We start from the raw sequence: 15743 nt of genomic DNA, 5'->3' as shown, positions 1-15743 counted from the left end.
TCAATCCGTCAGCAGGATGATCTTGTCTGTATCGCAGGAAACCGAGACCGTGTCGCCCGGCTGCACGACGGACGTCGCGGGCAGTTTGGCGATGAATTGCAGCGTGGCGTCTTCAGCGGAGACCGCGAGCACGCGCTTGAAGCTGCCCTGGAAAACGACATCGCTGACCTGCGCCTTGCCCAGCTTTGTGGCGCCTGAGGTCGCGCCCAGGGCAAGGTGCTCCGGCCGGATGGCCAAGGCAACCGCCGATCCCACCGGCAACGCTCCGGACGCCGAGACCGGCCCGACCTGTGTCGCGACAGTGCTTGTCCTGTCCATCATCTCCGCCACCGTTCCGCGAAGAATGGTGCTCTCGCCCATGAAAGTCGCCGAAAAGCGTGTCTTTGGGCGCGCATAGACGCGTTCGGGCGGCCCTTCGTCCTCGATGCGGCCGTCACTCATCACCACGCAGTGGTCGGCCAGCGCCATCGCTTCTTCCTGGTCGTGGGTGACATGGATGAAGGCGGTGCCGACGCGCTTTTGGATCGCTTTCAATTCGTCCTGCATCTGCCGGCGCAGTTTGAGGTCGAGCGCGCCGAGCGGCTCGTCGAGCAGCAGCACGGCGGGCTCGATCACCAGTGCGCGCGCCAGCGCTACGCGCTGCCGCTGGCCGCCGGAGAGCTGGTGCGGCTTCTTGTCGAAGGCGGCATCCAGCCCGACCAGCGCCAGCGTCTCACGCGCCCGCGCGGCGCGTGTCGCGCCATCGACGCCTTGCATGCGCAGGCCAAAACCGACATTGCCGCCGACGCTCATATGCGGAAACAGCGCATAATCCTGGAACACCGTCGTTGTCGGGCGCTTTGCCGGCGGAACGGCGGTGCAGTCCTCGCCTCGGATGAACACCTTGCCTTCGCTCGGTGTGACGAAGCCGCCCAAAATCGACAAAAGCGTCGTCTTGCCGGAGCCCGACGGTCCGAGCAGGATGGTGTAGCTACCGGGCTCGATCCGCAGCGATACGTCTTTCAGCACCGCCAGCTGGCCGAAACGGTGCGAGACCCCGCGGATGTCGACCAGGGGCGCGCTCATGCCGGCTTCCTCCGCAGCAATGTCAATTCGAACAGCACCACCAGCACGATGGAGACGGCGAACACCAGCGAGCCGATTGCGTTGGTCTTGGGGTTGAGGCCGGAGCGTAAGAGGTTCCAGATTTCGACCGGCAGCGTGGTTTCGAAGCGTGTCAGCAGGAAGGAGATCACGAATTCGTCCCAGGAAAAGGTCATCGACAGGAAGAAGCCGGCGAAGATGGCCGGCGCCATGACAGGCACAGTAATCAAGAGCAGCACTTTCCATTCCGGCGCGCCGAGATCGCGCGCGGCGCGCTCGATGTTGATCTGGTGGTCGCCCATCTGGCTGTAGACGATGGCGAAGCAGAGCGGCAGGTTGATCACGACATGGCCGATGCCCGCGGCCATCAGCGATTTCGGCACGCCGGCCCAGTTGAACAGCACCAGCAGCCCCATGCCGATGATGAGATAGCTGACGGTAAGCGGTAGCGTGATCAACCCTCGCAGCAGGGCCGAACCCGGCAGCACGAAGCGCGCGAACGCCCAGGCGCTGAGGAAGCCGAGCGTGACGGCCGCGAGCGACGAAAGGACGGCCACCAGCAGCGAGTTCACCAGCGCCGAGGTCAGCCGCGTATCGGACAGGACGGCCTGGTACCAGCGCAGCGACGGGCCGGTGAAGGGCGGGATGGGGAAGGAGGTTGCCTGCAGCGAGAACAGCACGAGCACGACCACCGGCAGGAAAATGAAGGAATAGATGGCGATCGCGTAGAGACCGGAAGCGGTTCGGACGATCAGGCGCATCTCAGGCCCGCTCGATCTTCAGCCAGCGGGTGCAGGCGAGATAGGCGATGGTCACGACCGCCATCAGGATAATCGACAGGGCGGAGGCCAGCGGAAAATCGCCGCGCCGGCCGATCTGCATCATCACCAGCTGCGGCATGACCAGCTCGTTGTTGCCGCCGAGGATCTGCGGCGTGATGTAGTCGCCGATGCACAGCACGAAGGTCAGGAAGGCGCCGACCATGATGCCGGGCAAGGTCAGCGGCAGGATGACATGCAGGAAGGTGCGCACCGGCCCGGCGCCGAGATCAGCGGCGGCCTTGCGGTAGCTCGGACTGAGCTGCTTCAAATTGGCGAAGATCGTCAGCGTCAAAAGCATGACGAAGAAATGCACGAAGCCGGTCACGGTGGCGAAGCGCGTATTGGCGAGCTGCAGCGGTTCGCTGGTCAAGCCGATGCCGGTCAGCGTCCGGTTGATGACGCCGTTCTGCGCCAGCACCAGAAGCCAGGAATAGGAGCGCACGACATAGGACGTCCAGAACGGCAGCACGGCCAGCATCAGCGCCAGCCGCTGCCAGCGTTCCGGCACCTGTTCGGCCAGGATCCAGGCAAAAGGATAGGCGAGCAGCACCGAGACCACGGTGACGATTGCCGTCACCTGAAGCGAGTTCACCATCGCTTGCCAATAGGCAGGATTGGTGAAGAACTGGCTGTAATTGGCCGATGTGAAGCCGCCGCCCTCATGCGACGTCAGGCTGGAAAACCCCATGGCGATGAAAGGCAAAACGAAGAACAGCAAGGTCCAGCCGAGCGCCGGCGTAACCAGCGCCCAGGGCAGGGCCTTGTTCGCGGTGCTGCTCACGACGGCCGTCTACTGCGCCTGCAGCATCTCGGTCCACATGTCCTGCATCTTCTTGTCGAGATCGGCATTCGGCGCCGGATAGGCCTGGGCGCGGGCAAGGAATTCGGGCTGCTCGTCGAAGCGCAGGATCTTCTTCTGGTCGTCGGTGAGTGCCGCCTTGCTGTTCGCCGGCATGCCCCAATAGCAGGACGAGGTGGCAAGCCGCGCCTGGCCTTCCGGGCTCATGATGTACTGGATGAATTTCAGCGCCATATCCTTGTTCTTGGAATCCCTGAACATGGCGAGCGACTGCGACCACAGCACCGCTCCCTCCTTGGGGATCGAGAAGTCCAGCGCCGGGTTCTCCTTGGCCAGGCCCGCCGTCACCCATTCGCCGCCGCCGACCAGAATGTCGACCTCACCAGTGGCGAGCGCTGTCTGGCTGGCGGTCACCTCGCCGACCAGCTTGGCGTTGGCCTTCATCTTGAGCAGTTCGGCCTTGAGGGCGGGAAGATCGGCCTCGGTGAGTTCAGCCGTTTTCTTGCCGATGGCGAGTGCCGCCATGCCGATGACCGGCAGGTAATAATCGTAAATGGCGACCTTGCCCTTGTACTTGTCGCTTGTCAACGACGCCAAGGATTGCATGTCGGCCGGGTCGACCTTGGTCTTGTTGAAGCCGATCGTGTTGTAGCCGAACTTTTCGGTGATGCCGTAGCGCTTGCCGCCGACCACGGTAGAGTTGTCCATCTTCACCTGCGGGAAGAGGTCACCCAACGGCAGCTTGTCCTCCGGCAGCGGCTCGAACAGGCCCTTTTCCACGCCGCGCGGCACGTCGATGCTGTCGATCACCATCACGTCCCAGTCGCCGGGTTGCGACTGTTCGACGATGGCGAGCCCCGCGCCGGTGCCCTCGAATTCCTTGACGTTGACCTTGACGTTGTTGGCCTCTTCGAAGGGCTGCAGCAGCGCCGGGTCGGCATGATCGCACCATATCAGGGCGTTGAGATCGGCGGCCTGGCTGGCGCCGGCTGCTGAGAGCACCAGCGCCGTGGCGCCGCAAGCGGCGCCCAGATGTCTCTTCAGGATTGAAAGCGGATTGTTGGCTGCGGATCGTGCGGACATCGAGTGTTCTCCCTTGCCTTTGTGGCTTCTTGCAAAAAGTTGAACCAATTCTAAAATTGAGTCAATTCTGTTTTTGTGGCAGACAGCCGGTATGAGTGGATTGAGGGCAAGGCAAAAGGCCGACCGGCACCGCCGCATCATCGAGGCGGCGGCCGAGCTTTTCCGCGAGGCCGGCTATGAAGGCGCCAAGATCGAGGTGATCGCGGCCCAGGCCGAAGTGTCGATCGGGACGATTTACAATTACTACCAGAACAAGGGCGACATCCTCGGCGCCATCGTCTCCATGGAGGTCAACGAGGTGCTGAATGCCGGGCGAGGCGTGGTGGACAGCCCACCGGCCAATGTCGGCGATGCGCTGGACACGCTGATCGGCATCTATGTCGAGCACTCCTTGCACTATCTCAGCAAGGAGATGTGGCGCCAGGCGATGGCGATCTCGACGCAACTGCCCGACAGCCCGTTCGGCCAGGCCTACACGGCGCTCGACCGCGCTCTGACGCAACAGATCCGCGCCCTGATCGCAAGGCTGCAGGAGATCGGCCTGGTGCGGCGCGACATCGACGGGCAGGCGGTGGGTGAGCTGGTCTTCAACAACATGAACATGATGTTCATCGAGTTCGTGAAGCGCGACGAGGCAAGGATAGCGGAACTGCGCGCGGCGATCCGACGGCAGAACCGGATCCTGGTGGCGGCGATCGGGATGTGAGGATGGAAGCGACCGCGGCATGAAACCAGCTTCCGCTGCCAGTGTGACTGACGATGAGTGCCAACGGCGGCGCCCGTCTACACCGCCGGGCCCCGCGCACAGGGTGGCCCTGCGGCTTGAGGTTACGGGGACTTGGCAGCGTAGCCGCTGGGCCTAACCAGCGATCCCTTCGAAGCATCGACCGAAAGGAAAGACGCGGCCGCAGTGTCGCAGGTAAAAATCAGTGATCGGTCGGATCGATCTTCGTCAGGCGCTCTCGCGCTTCGGTGACGCGCCGCTGCGCGGACCTTATCCTGCTGCAAAGCGCGAGATTGATGCCGACGCCACAGTCTCCGTCCAACATTTCTTCCGCCCGCTTGAGGGCGAGTTCCGCTCGGCCAATTCGCTGCCTGGCTTGGGCCAGTTCCATATCCAAGAGTTCGATCATTGTTCCGCTACAGAGTTTGCGGTCCCTTCGGTCGTTAACCCTCCCCGGCCGGGTTTGGTTCCGGGTTACGGGCTCGAGAGCCAGGAACAGGCAGGAGAAAGTCGCCGCTTCGGCATCGGCCTCATTTTACGCGAAGTCGCCTCTTGAGTTGAATTTGAAATCTGCTACAACTTATAGGGGTAGGCGAAGGGGAGAGATGGTAAATGGGGACGTTTTCAATCTGGCATTGGGCGATCGTACTGCTGATCATCGGCGTGCCTGTTTTCTTTGCGGTTCGCTCAGCCGTGAAGCCGTCACAGGGCCCGGCGGCTCTTGTAGGATTCGGTGGCTGGCTTATGCTACTGGCGATCGGCCAGGTGTTGTCGCCGCTGCGCACGCTCGCCGACTTGGCCAATTCGGCCGAGGGTTACCGGCAACTCTTGCCCCTGCCAAATGGGCTGCTTGCGGTGTATAGCGAGGTTGCCCTCAATCTGGCATTTCTGGCGCTTCAACTGGTTGTGCTCATTTCGATGCTGCGGCGAAGCCGACGCTTTCCACAATTGTTTCTGGTTCAGTGGATTGCGATACCGGTTGTGTTCGTCCTGGACACGATCTTGATCTCATCAACTCTAGGCGTCCCGGTGAGCCAGATCCTTGCTGGAGATGCGCTGATGACACCCATTCTGTCGTTCGTTTTCACCGGAGCCTGGGTCGCCTACGTCCACAAGTCTGTCAGGGTGAAGAACACGTTCGGCGGCGAAGTGGCAGCCGGCCAGGTCGCGACGGCCTCCTAGCGAGAGTCCGCCAGGCTCTCTTCCCATGAGCAGTCCTCTTTCGTCGAAGGCTTCGGAGGACTCCTCAGTCTAGTGGGCGCTGGTTGGCCTACCATCCGGGCGGGCCGCGCGCCGGTTGCGCTGGGCTAAATCGCCTGCAGCGCCGCGCCCGAACTTATCCGCAGTGCAGTATGTTTTCGCCAGATCAAGGGTTGGGTAATTTCGTTTGCCTATGATCACCTGGCAAGCAGGATGGATCGCAAGGCACATCATGGCCAGTTTGGATGTATGCCATCGGATCAGGATGAGGCTGCTAATCGGTATGCCTCTCGTTGTTGGTGGCGTACTTCTTCGGCACTACAGTTTTCACGCCTTCGAGCTTGTCATATTCGGGTTCTCGATTGCTCTGACCCTTTTCTCGATCTGGCTTGTCTATGTCAGCTGGCCCGGCCGAGAGCAAAGGCTGAAAGATAAGACCAGCGCCGCCTATGCGCGGCCGATCATGGCCTCATTCCTTCTCATTGTGTCTCTCTAGGGCAACTATATCGTTCTGCCTGTCGTGACCGGGTAAGAAAATTGTCCCGGAAGGGGAAACTTACAAGGGCCATACTGGACTCAAGGGAGCTCTAAGGTGGCCTGCCACCCGAAGCTCGAAGAATGAGCGACCCGAGACATAGGTGACGTTTTGTACCGGACACATGGGTAACACTTTTGGCTTTTGGCCGGAGGTGTTGATGCCGTGGAGAGAGTGTTCGGTGATGGAGGAACGTCTACGCTTCGTGGCCCGTCTTCTGGACGGGGAAGGCATGAGCGATGTGTGCCGGGAGTTCGGCATCTCGCGCAAGACGGGCTACAAGATCTTCAATCGCTACAAGGATGAGGGCCTTGAGGCACTGACGGACCGCTCTCGGCGGCCGGTGCGCTATGCCAACCAACTGCCGGTCCAGATCGAGCGGATGATTGTGGAAAACAAGCAAGAGAAGCCGCACTGGGGCGCCAGGAAGATCAGGGAGTTGCTGATCAGGAAACTGGCCGGCGACGTGCGCATTCCGGCCAAGAGCACGGTTCATGCCGTGCTCGACCGCCACGGCCTTGTGAGCCAGGCCCGCAAGAGGAACCGGGCGAACAAGGCCGCGGGCACGCAACTGTCACAGGCGATGCGGCCCAACGATCTCTGGTGCGCCGATTTCAAGGGCGAGTTCAAGCTCGGCAACGGCCGCTACTGTTACCCCCTGACCGTCACCGACCAGGCTTCACGCTATCTGCTGGCCTGCGAAGCCCTTGAAGCGACAAAAGGAGGTTCCAGTCATCGAGGCTTTCGTCCGGCTGTTCAAGGAACGTGGCCTGCCGGAAGCGATTAGAAGCGACAATGGCCTTCCCTTCGCAAGCCCCAACGGCCTCTACAATCTATCGAGGCTGTCGGTGTTCTGGCTGAGGCTCGGCATCGCCATCGAGCGCATCCGGCCTGGCAACCCGCACGAGAACGCTCGCCATGAGCGCATGCACCGCACGCTCAAGGCCGAAACGACCCGGCCGCCGGGCATGAACACCCTCCAGCAGCAGGCCAGGTTCGATGCTTTCATGAGCGAATTCAATGACGAGAGGCCCCACGAGGCCATCGGCATGAAGGTGCCAGCCGAGCTCTACAGAGGCTCTTCAAGAGCCTATCAAGGTCTACCCGAGCTGGAATATCCCTTCCATGACAAGGACATCCTCGTCACCGCCTGCGGCCGCATCTGCATGCACAGGAAGAAGATAAACATCTCCACCGTGCTCGCCGGCCAAAGGCTCGGCATCAGCGAAGTCGACGACGGCATTTGGCTCGTCTCCTTCATGCACTATGATCTGGGGTATATCGACTTGGAACAGAGGACCTTGCAGACCATCGACAACCCGTTCGGCACGAGGTTGTCACCCATGTCTTAGGTACATTCTGTTACCTATGTCTCCGGGCCGTACAGAACGAAGGGTGGTGCCCCCGGCAGGAATCGAACCCGCGACCTTCGGTTTACAAAACCGCTGCTCTACCAGCTGAGCTACAAGGGCATGCGGCACCGGTTAGCCATATTTGCGGCGCCAGTAAAGACAAATGTCGGTTTTGAGGCGCTCATGAACGCTGCCGGGCAACAGGCACGGCATCCTGAAAACGGCCAATTCGCTTCCTATATCTACGGCAGGTGCAATCGCTTGGGCGAGGCTGCCGCATGATCAGATTTGTCATCATCCTGCCGATCGTCGTCATAGCCTGGATGCTTCTGGTGAAGCTTATCAGGAGCGTCAAGAACGCCAATATCGACTGGACCGGCGTCACCACCATCATCGGCTTCATCGCGCTCGCCTTCTGGCTGCGCCATGTCACGGGCATGGGGTGGTGAATAGTAGTCAGTAGTCGGTAGTCAGTAGTCAGTAGTCAGTAGTCGGTAGTCAGTAGTCAGTAGTCAGTAGTCAGCCTGCTGCTCATAGCCTACTACTCACTACTCACTACTCACTACTCACGATTCATCCCGTCTCCGGCCTTGCCGAAAAAAATCTCCTCCACCTTTCGAACCTTTTCCCGCGCCGCCCCGACTGATGGTCAGAGGCGAATGGGTCGCCTCGATCAAAAGATCCAGGAGATCATCATGTTCAAGCGCACTCTCGTCTCAGGCCTCGTTGCCATCTTCGTCGCCACCGGCGCGCTCGTCGGCACCGTCGGCACGTCGTCAGCCCACGGCATGCACGGCCATCATCATCACCACCACAACCATCACAAGAAGCACTTCAAGAAGTTCTGGTGGAAGCACCACAACCATCATCACCACAAGCACGGCAAGGTGATCATCTTTCTTTGATGGAGGGACCCAATTCTCCCGAAAGGGCGGCTTCGGCCGCCCTTTTTCGTTGGGCGAAATGGGACGGTCATCAATGTCTAGCCAGGCCCTTGCAGGCCGCCGTCAGCATGACCTCCTTGGTTCACGTTCAAAAAAGATTTGAACCTTTTTCTTGTGCCGAACGACAGATGATCAAGAGGCGGATGGGTCGCCTCTCCAAACGAAGCAAGGAGATCGTCATGTTCAAGCGCGCACTCGTTTCCGGCCTCATCGCCACCGCTGTCGCCGCCACCGCACTGGTCGGCACCGTCCAGCCCTCGGCGGCTCATTCGCATCACCACCACCATGGCATCGGCATCGGCATCGCCGCTGGCGTCGGCGGTTTTGTCCTGGGCAGCCTGCTTGCCCAGCCCCGCACCGTCTACGTCGACGAGGGCGGCGGCTCGTGGCACGTCCGCCGCTGCTTCGATCGCTATTCGAGCTACGATCCGGACTCCGACACCTACATCGGTTACGACGGCTATCGCCATTACTGCCGTCTCTGAGAGGAGGAGCACCGTTCAGCACCAGAAGAGGGGCTCAGGCGAGCCTCTTTTCTATTGCTTGGACAGCGGCACGCCTGTTGGATAGCCGACTTTCAATGAGATGCCTGAAAGTCCTCGGTTTTGTCGATGCGATCGGCAATGTACAGGCATTTCCCGAAGGCCTAATCTGCTTTGGCGATGATCTGCGGGCGATATGGGGAGGGTGATCCTTGGACGAGCAGGACCCGAAAGAGGAACAGGTCGAAATCATTTTCCGCAACGGCACGGTCACGGCCGTCGGCATCCTGCTGGCGTTTTCCCTGGGCTTCATCACGCATTGGGCCGCCAATCCGATCCCGTGGCAGACCTATCATCTCGTCGCCGTGCTGCCCATCCTGGCCGGCATCGCCTTGCAGATGCGGGCACTGTCGCTTCTGCTCGACACAAAGTGCCTGCGGCTGAGCGCCTATGAACGCGCCAACCGGATCTTCATCACCGGCCTTGTCTTCACCGCCTGCGGTGTCGGCATGGCGATCCTGCTCGATTTCTTCGATCTTGCGAGCAGAAGCGCGTTGCCCGGAGCAGGTTGATCATCCGGTTTGCACGCCGCCGATCATCTTGGTCACCTCGGCCGCGGCGCTGTGCACCAGCGGGCCGATCTCGGCCAGCCGTTCAGGCGTCACCCGAACCGTCGGGCCCGACACCGAGACTCCGCCGATCGGCTCGCCGAATTCGTTGAAGATGGCTGATGCCACGCAGCGCATGCCTGGATGCCGTTCCTCGTCATCGACCGACCAGCCGCGCAGCTTGATCGTCGCGAGATCGTGCGCGAGAGCAGGGATGTCGGACAGCGTCCTGTCGGTGAAGCGCTGCAGGCCGGCCTTGCGCAGGATGGCTCCGACGCGCTCCGGCTCGAGATGGGCCAGCACCGCCTTGCCGATGCCGGATGCGTGAAAAGGGCTCCGCGTGCCCGGTCGGAAGAAGGCGCGAATTGCCTGGTGCGTCTCGACCTGGCTGACGAACACCACGCAATCGTCCTCGGCGACGCCGAGATTGGCGGTCTCGCCGGTTTTCTCCATCAGCTCCTGCATGACGATGCGCGCGCGGTCGACCAGCTTGCGGCGGCGCAGGAACGCCGCGCCCATCCGATAGGTCTCGACGCCGATCGACCAAAGCTGGTCCGAACTGTCGAACTCGACCATGCCGTGGTTTTCGAGCGTCGTCAGCATACGGTAGGCGGTGGAGGCAGCCAGGCCGCTGTGAGCCGATATCTCGCTCAGCGACAGCCCGCTGCCTTCGGCAACGATGGCCAGAATGCGCAAGGCCCGGTCCAACGACTGCACCGAAGCCGCTTCCGACGGGCCGTTGAAGGCGCGCGGCCGGCCGCGCTGGCGTTTTTCAGCGGTTTCCATTTACGCCATCATGCCCGATTTTCCCGAACGGACAATGAAAAAGTTTTTCACGCGTTCTGCATTGCCACTATTTGGAAAACAAAAAGAGAAAGGAAATCAAATGACAACGGCAGTTTCTTAGAAATGAAAAAATATTCTGAAAAAATTGAAAAATAGCGGGCTTGCTGACATTCTCGGTTATCCAACAATCACAACCCTGTGGAGGGTCGGAACAATGGCCAGGATGCGCGCTGTCGATGCTGCGGTTCTCGTTCTCGAAAAGGAAGGCATCGCCTGCGCCTTCGGCGTGCCGGGCGCGGCGATCAATCCGCTCTACTCGGCCCTGAAGGCGAGGGGCACGATCCGCCATGTGCTGGCCCGTCATGTCGAGGGCGCGTCGCACATGGCCGAAGGCTTCACCAGGGCCAAGGCAGGCAATATCGGGCTCTGCATCGGCACGTCCGGCCCGGCCGGCACCGACATGATCACCGGGCTCTACTCGGCCGCAGCCGATTCCATCCCGATCCTCTGCATCACCGGCCAGGCGCCGCGGGCGCGGCTGAACAAGGAGGATTTCCAGGCCGTCGACATCGCCGCCATCGCGTCGCCCGTCGCCAAATGGGCGGTCACCGTCATGGAGCCTTATCTCGTGCCGATGGCGCTTCAGAAGGCATTTCACCTGATGAGGTCTTCGCGCCCGGGACCGGTGCTGATCGACCTGCCGGTCGACGTCCAATTGGCCGAGATCGAGTTCGACATCGACGCCTATGAGCCGCTCGCGCCGTTCAAGCCGGCGATGACGCGCGCCCAGGCCGAGAAGGCTCTGGCGATGCTCAACGCCGCCGAAAAGCCGCTGATCGTCGCCGGCGGCGGCATCATCAATGCCGATGCGTCGGACCTGCTGATAGAATTCGCCGAGATTACCGGCGTGCCCGTCATCCCGACGCTGATGGGCTGGGGCGCGATCCCCGACGACCATCGGCTGATGGCCGGCATGTGCGGCCTGCAGACCTCGCACCGCTATGGCAACGCGACGATGCTGGAAGCCGACTTCGTCTTCGGCATCGGCAACCGCTGGGCCAACCGCCACACCGGTTCGGTCGATGTCTACACCAAGGGAAAAAAGTTCATCCATGTCGACATCGAGCCGACGCAGATCGGCCGTGTGTTTGCCCCGGATCTCGGCGTCGTCTCGGATGCGGGCGCTGCGCTGAAGATGCTGCTCGACGTCGCCACCGAATGGAAAACGGCCGGAAGACTGCGCGACTGGTCGGGCTGGGCGAAGGAATGCCAGGGCCGCAAGAAGACCATGAAGCGCAAGACGCATTTCGACCAGGTGCCGCTGAAGCCGCAGCGCGTCTATGAGGAGATGAACAAGGCGTTCGGGCGCGACGTCACCTACGTCACCACGATCGGCCTGTCGCAGATCGCCGGCGCGCAGTTCCTGCATGTCTACAAGCCGCGCAACTGGATCAATTGCGGCCAGGCCGGCCCGCTCGGCTGGACACTGCCGGCAGCCCTTGGCGTGCGCGCCGCCGATCCCGACCGCACCATCGTGGCGCTGTCGGGCGACTATGACTTCCAGTTCATGATCGAGGAACTGGCGGTCGGCGCGCAGCACAGGCTGCCCTACATCCACGTCGTCGTGAACAATGCCTATCTCGGCCTGATCCGCCAGGCGCAGCGCGGCTTCTCGATGGATTACGAGGTTAGCCTTGCTTTTGAGAACATCAACCGATCGGACGGTCCCGAGGCCGGCTACGGCGTCGACCACGTCGCTGTTGCCGAGGCGATGGGCTGCAAGGCGGTCAGGGTGCGCAAACCGGAAGAATTCGCCGGTGCCTTCAAGGAGGCGCAGCGGCTGATGAAGGAGCATCAGGTTCCCGTAGTGCTCGAATTCATCCTCGAACGCGTCACCAATATCTCGATGGGCACCGAGATCGACAAGATCACCGAATTCGAAGACCTTGCCGAACATCAAGAGGATGCCCCGACAGCGATCGTGATGCTCGACTAGGACGGAAGAAGGACAAAAAGAATGCCGCGTTTTTCAGCCAATCTTTCGATGCTCTTTGGCGAGCATGACTTCCTCGAACGTTTTGACGCAGCTGCCCGCGCGGGCTTCAAAGGCGTTGAATATATAGGCCCCTACGACCATGCGCCCGAGGTGGTGGCCGCGCGGCTGAAGAAGAACGGCCTGACACAGGTGCTGTTCAACCTGCCGGCGGGCGACTGGGGCAAGGGCGAGCGCGGTATCGCCGTTTTGCCGGACCGAGTGCCGGAATTCCGCCAGGGCATCGCCAAGGCGATCGCCTACGCGCAGGCGCTCGGCTGCTCACAGGTCAATTGCCTGGCAGGCATCGCGCCCGCCGGCGTCGACCGCAAGGTGCTCGAGGATGTGTTTGCCGAGAACCTCGCCTTCGCGGCGGAGAAACTGGAGCAGGCCGGTATCAAATTGCTGATCGAGCCGATCAACACGCGCGACATTCCAGGCTTCTTCCTCAATTATTCCGACCAGGCGCTGGCGCTGATCGACCGCGTCGGCTCGAAGAACCTGTTCCTGCAATACGACATCTACCACATGCAGATCATGGAGGGGGATCTCGCCCGTACCATCGAGGCAAACCTCGGCCGCATCGCGCATATCCAGCTTGCGGACAATCCCGGCCGTCACGAGCCGGGGACGGGCGAGATCAACTATCCCTTCCTGTACGAGCATATCGACCGCATTGGTTATTCCGGCTGGGTCGGCGCGGAATACAAGCCGAAGGCCGGAACTGAGCAAGGGTTGGGGTGGTTCCGGGAACTGGCCGGGCAGGGAAGCGCGGCGGCTTAGCTGTCGAAATCGAACTCGCGTTCCTTCACGCCCTCCTCTGGCCTGTCGGCCATCTCCCCCACCAAGGGCGGAGGTTGGATGTCACCGGCGGCTTCGCCAAATTTTGAACCGGGAAAGTTGGGGCCAGCGCCGAAACTGCCAATCTCCCCACCTGTGGGGGAGATGGCCGGCAGGCCAGAGGGGGGCGTGAAGGAACGCAACCTCAACAAGACGGAGAACCACAATGGAAACCATCGGCTTCATCGGCCTTGGCATCATGGGCGCGCCGATGGCGGGACATTTGCTGGACGCCGGCTACACGGTGATCGCCAGCGACCACCGCTCCAGGCCACAGGCCGAACTGGTGGCCAAGGGACTGAAAACTGTCACCGGCCATGCCGCCGTGGCGAAGGCCGCCGATATCATCATCACCATGGTGCCCGACACACCGCAGGTGGCCGAGGTGCTGTTCGGCGACAACGGCGTCGCATCAGGTCTTTCCAAAGGCAAATTGGCCATCGACATGAGCTCGATCTCACCGATCGAGACCAAGGTCTTCGCCAAAAAAATCAACGAACTGGGCTGCGACTATCTCGATGCGCCGGTCTCGGGCGGCGAGGTGGGAGCCAAGGCCGCATCGCTGACCATCATGGTCGGCGGCGAGGAGAAGGCCTTCGAGCGCGCCAGGCCCGTTTTCGAGAAGATGGGCAAGAACATCACCCTGGTCGGACCGAACGGCGTCGGCCAGACCACCAAGGTCGCCAACCAGATCGTCGTCGCGCTGACCATTGAAGCCGTCGCCGAAGCGCTTGTTTTTGCTTCGAAAGCCGGCGCCGACCCCGCCAAGGTCAGGCAGGCGCTGATGGGCGGGTTGGCCGCCTCGCGCATCCTCGAAGTCCATGGTGAGCGCATGGTCAGGCGCACCTTCGCGCCGGGTTTCCGCATCGAACTGCACCAGAAGGATCTCAACCTTGCGCTGGAAGGGGCAAGGGCGCTCGGCGTCTCCCTGCCCAACACGTCGACCACCCAGCAACTGTTCAACTCCTGCGCCGCCAATGGCGGCGCCAAGGAGGATCACTCGGCCCTGGTCAGGGCGCTGGAGCGGATGGCCGGGCATGAGGTAGGGCAGTAGGGGCAGTAGGGCAGTGGGAGCCGCCCGTTCCGGGCGGATTGGAAACCCTACTGCCTTATTGCCGTACTGCCCTACTGCCTCAGGAATTTCCGTGCCGCATAAAGGCTTACCGCCGCCGCGTTCGACACGTTGAGCGAGCGGATCGCGCCGGGCATGTCGAGGCGGGCCAGTGTCGTCACCGTCTCGCGCGTCTTCTGGCGCAAGCCCTTGCCTTCCGCGCCCAGCACCAGGGCAAGCTTGTCGCCGGCAAAGCTCGTTTCGAGTTCGGCCGGGCCGTCCGAATCGAGACCGATTGTCTGGAAGCCGGCCTCGTGCAGTTGCGCGAGCGCGTCGGCCAGGTTCTTGACCTCGATCTGGTCGATATGTTCGAGCGCGCCCGAGGCTGATTTCGCCAGCACGCCCGATTCCTGCGGGCTGTGGCGCGCCGTGGTGATCAGCGCGCCGGCATCGAAGGCGACCGCCGAGCGCAGGATGGCGCCGACATTGTGCGGATCGGTGATCTGGTCGAGCACCAGCACCAGCTTTGTATCGCCGAGAGCGTCGAGTCGCTTGGGCTTCAGCGGCTCGGCCTCGATCAACGCGCCTTGGTGCACGGCATCCGAACCCGTGATCTTGTCGATGTCCCTGGGTTCGACCAGTTCCGCCTTGAAGGGAAGAGCCGCGAGGTCGGCCAGTCCCAGCCGCTCGGCGGCATTGCGCGTCACCAGCATTTTCCGGATCTTGCGGCGCGGATTGTCGAGTGCCGCGCGCACCGTATGCAGGCCATAGAGCCGCACCAGCCCGTCGGCTGCGTTCTCGCCCGGCGGCATGGGCTGGCGCGGCCGGAATGCCGGCGCGCCGCCGCTCTTTTCGTCGCGGTGTGCACGACGCAGCTTGGCGTAGTGGGTGTCTTTCGGGGTGCCGGTCTTGTTGCTCATGGCCGGCTTCTATAGCGGTCTCCGGCGGCCAGGGATATGGCCCGTCGCCGCAGCCGGCGAACAACATCGAAAAACCCTTCCCACGCGGTTGACACCCACTGGCCTTGCCGCCATAAGGCGCTTCGCTGATTTCGGAGAAGTGATACTCGGGTCCGGATCGGCAAGAATGCCTCGTTGCATGGCTCCGGCGGCAGACTGGAGAGGTGCCCGAGTGGTTAAAGGGGACGGACTGTAAATCCGTTGGCTTAGCCTACGTTGGTTCGAATCCAACCCTCTCCACCACTGCCGGCCCGGAAGCCCTGAAACGTGAAAGCATCGGAGGCGAAAAGCGCATGGCGCTTTTCCGCGGAATCCGATACTTCAGGGCACGGCGCGGGTATAGCTCAGTGGTAGAGCAGCAGCCTTCCAAGCTGAATATGCGGGTTCGATTCCCGCTACCCGCTCCAGATTTCCAACCCATGCCATCGGCAAGCTGAAACGCTG

At 61.7% G+C, this 15743-nt stretch carries 16 protein-coding genes, 3 tRNA genes and 1 pseudogene; 13 read left to right on the top strand and 7 right to left on the bottom strand.

All coding sequences use genetic code 11. The features are described from left to right. From FJ972_RS18845 to FJ972_RS18830, 4 genes are read right to left on the bottom strand one after another with little or no spacing between them, the layout of a single operon-like run. Positions 1 to 1065 carry an ABC transporter ATP-binding protein gene (locus tag FJ972_RS18845; RefSeq protein WP_140522146.1) on the bottom strand — a complete coding sequence of 355 codons (1065 nt, stop codon included), beginning with the start codon at positions 1063 to 1065 and terminating at the stop codon, positions 1 to 3. Beyond that, positions 1062 to 1844, bottom strand: coding sequence for an ABC transporter permease (locus tag FJ972_RS18840; RefSeq protein ID WP_140522148.1), 783 nt, complete (start codon positions 1842 to 1844; stop codon positions 1062 to 1064). Before FJ972_RS18840 ends, FJ972_RS18845 begins: the two co-directional genes overlap by 4 nt. Position 1845: 1 nt before the next feature. Next, positions 1846 to 2685: an ABC transporter permease gene (locus tag FJ972_RS18835; RefSeq protein WP_140522150.1), complete on the bottom strand. Its 840-nt coding sequence runs from the start codon at positions 2683 to 2685 to the stop codon at positions 1846 to 1848. A 9-nt stretch (positions 2686 to 2694) separates the two neighbouring features. Then, the gene (locus FJ972_RS18830) at positions 2695 to 3786 is read right to left on the bottom strand and encodes a spermidine/putrescine ABC transporter substrate-binding protein (RefSeq protein ID WP_140522152.1); all 1092 of its coding nucleotides are present in this window, start codon (positions 3784 to 3786) and stop codon (positions 2695 to 2697) included. A gap of 91 nt (positions 3787 to 3877) precedes the next feature. Here FJ972_RS18830 and FJ972_RS18825 point away from each other — a divergent pair, with 91 nt between their 5' ends. The 4 genes and pseudogenes from FJ972_RS18825 (at position 3878) to FJ972_RS18810 (ending at position 7597) form a co-directional block, all read left to right on the top strand. Then, a complete protein-coding gene (locus FJ972_RS18825) occupies positions 3878 to 4492 on the top strand; it encodes a TetR/AcrR family transcriptional regulator (protein WP_140522154.1) in 615 nt (204 codons plus the stop codon). A 223-nt stretch (positions 4493 to 4715) separates the two neighbouring features. Continuing rightward, positions 4716 to 5066, top strand: a complete 351-nt coding sequence (locus FJ972_RS18820; RefSeq protein WP_181173520.1) for a hypothetical protein — start codon at positions 4716 to 4718, stop codon at positions 5064 to 5066. Positions 5067 to 5122: 56 nt separating this feature from the next. Next, on the top strand, positions 5123 to 5692 hold the full coding sequence (locus FJ972_RS18815; protein ID WP_140522158.1) for a DUF2569 family protein: 570 nt from the start codon (positions 5123 to 5125) through the stop codon (positions 5690 to 5692). Positions 5693 to 6405: 713 nt separating this feature from the next. After that, positions 6406 to 7597, top strand: a pseudogene (locus FJ972_RS18810) (DDE-type integrase/transposase/recombinase). Positions 7598 to 7641: 44 nt separating this feature from the next. Here FJ972_RS18810 and FJ972_RS18805 read toward each other — a convergent pair. After that, positions 7642 to 7717: transfer RNA gene (locus tag FJ972_RS18805), tRNA-Thr, on the bottom strand. Between the two features lie 158 nt (positions 7718 to 7875). On the opposite strand from FJ972_RS18805, the gene FJ972_RS18800 reads away from it, so the two are divergent. From FJ972_RS18800 to FJ972_RS18785, 4 genes are all read left to right on the top strand, one after another. Continuing rightward, the gene (locus FJ972_RS18800; RefSeq protein WP_140493589.1) at positions 7876 to 8046 is read left to right on the top strand and encodes a hypothetical protein; all 171 of its coding nucleotides are present in this window, start codon (positions 7876 to 7878) and stop codon (positions 8044 to 8046) included. 246 nt (positions 8047 to 8292) lie between these two features. Continuing rightward, a complete protein-coding gene (locus FJ972_RS18795) occupies positions 8293 to 8502 on the top strand; it encodes a hypothetical protein (protein WP_140525533.1) in 210 nt (69 codons plus the stop codon). A gap of 218 nt (positions 8503 to 8720) precedes the next feature. Continuing rightward, on the top strand, positions 8721 to 9026 hold the full coding sequence (locus FJ972_RS18790; RefSeq protein ID WP_140525532.1) for a BA14K family protein: 306 nt from the start codon (positions 8721 to 8723) through the stop codon (positions 9024 to 9026). 209 nt (positions 9027 to 9235) lie between these two features. Further along, entirely contained in the window at positions 9236 to 9595 is a 360-nt protein-coding gene (locus tag FJ972_RS18785; RefSeq protein ID WP_140493579.1) for a hypothetical protein, read from the top strand. Here FJ972_RS18785 and bhcR read toward each other — a convergent pair whose 3' ends face one another. Beyond that, positions 9596 to 10417 (bottom strand): HTH-type transcriptional regulator BhcR, encoded by an 822-nt coding sequence (bhcR, locus tag FJ972_RS18780; RefSeq protein WP_140493574.1) that lies wholly within the window; start codon positions 10415 to 10417, stop codon positions 9596 to 9598. It lies immediately after the preceding gene. 214 nt (positions 10418 to 10631) lie between these two features. On the opposite strand from bhcR, the gene gcl reads away from it, so the two are divergent. From gcl to FJ972_RS18765, 3 genes are all read left to right on the top strand, one after another. Next, positions 10632 to 12413 (top strand): glyoxylate carboligase, encoded by a 1782-nt coding sequence (gcl, locus tag FJ972_RS18775; protein ID WP_140525531.1) that lies wholly within the window; start codon positions 10632 to 10634, stop codon positions 12411 to 12413. Between the two features lie 21 nt (positions 12414 to 12434). After that, complete coding sequence (hyi, locus tag FJ972_RS18770; RefSeq protein WP_140525530.1) at positions 12435 to 13232, top strand: hydroxypyruvate isomerase; 798 nt, start codon at positions 12435 to 12437, stop codon at positions 13230 to 13232. Positions 13233 to 13455: 223 nt separating this feature from the next. Next, positions 13456 to 14343 (top strand): 2-hydroxy-3-oxopropionate reductase, encoded by an 888-nt coding sequence (locus tag FJ972_RS18765; RefSeq protein WP_140525529.1) that lies wholly within the window; start codon positions 13456 to 13458, stop codon positions 14341 to 14343. A gap of 71 nt (positions 14344 to 14414) precedes the next feature. On the opposite strand, the gene FJ972_RS18760 is transcribed toward FJ972_RS18765, so the two are convergent. Then, a complete protein-coding gene (locus FJ972_RS18760; RefSeq protein WP_140525528.1) occupies positions 14415 to 15260 on the bottom strand; it encodes a TrmH family RNA methyltransferase in 846 nt (281 codons plus the stop codon). A gap of 197 nt (positions 15261 to 15457) precedes the next feature. Here FJ972_RS18760 and FJ972_RS18755 point away from each other — a divergent pair. Both FJ972_RS18755 and FJ972_RS18750 read left to right on the top strand, forming a co-directional pair. After that, positions 15458 to 15542, top strand: a tRNA-Tyr gene (locus tag FJ972_RS18755). Between the two features lie 90 nt (positions 15543 to 15632). Then, positions 15633 to 15706, top strand: a tRNA-Gly gene (locus FJ972_RS18750). Positions 15707 to 15743 lie beyond the last annotated feature (37 nt).

The organism is Mesorhizobium sp. B2-1-1 (assembly GCF_006442975.2).
Lineage (GTDB): Bacteria > Pseudomonadota > Alphaproteobacteria > Rhizobiales > Rhizobiaceae > Mesorhizobium.
The sequence above is the reverse complement of the archived record's forward strand: the minus strand, read 5'-3'. Positions and strand labels throughout refer to the sequence as shown.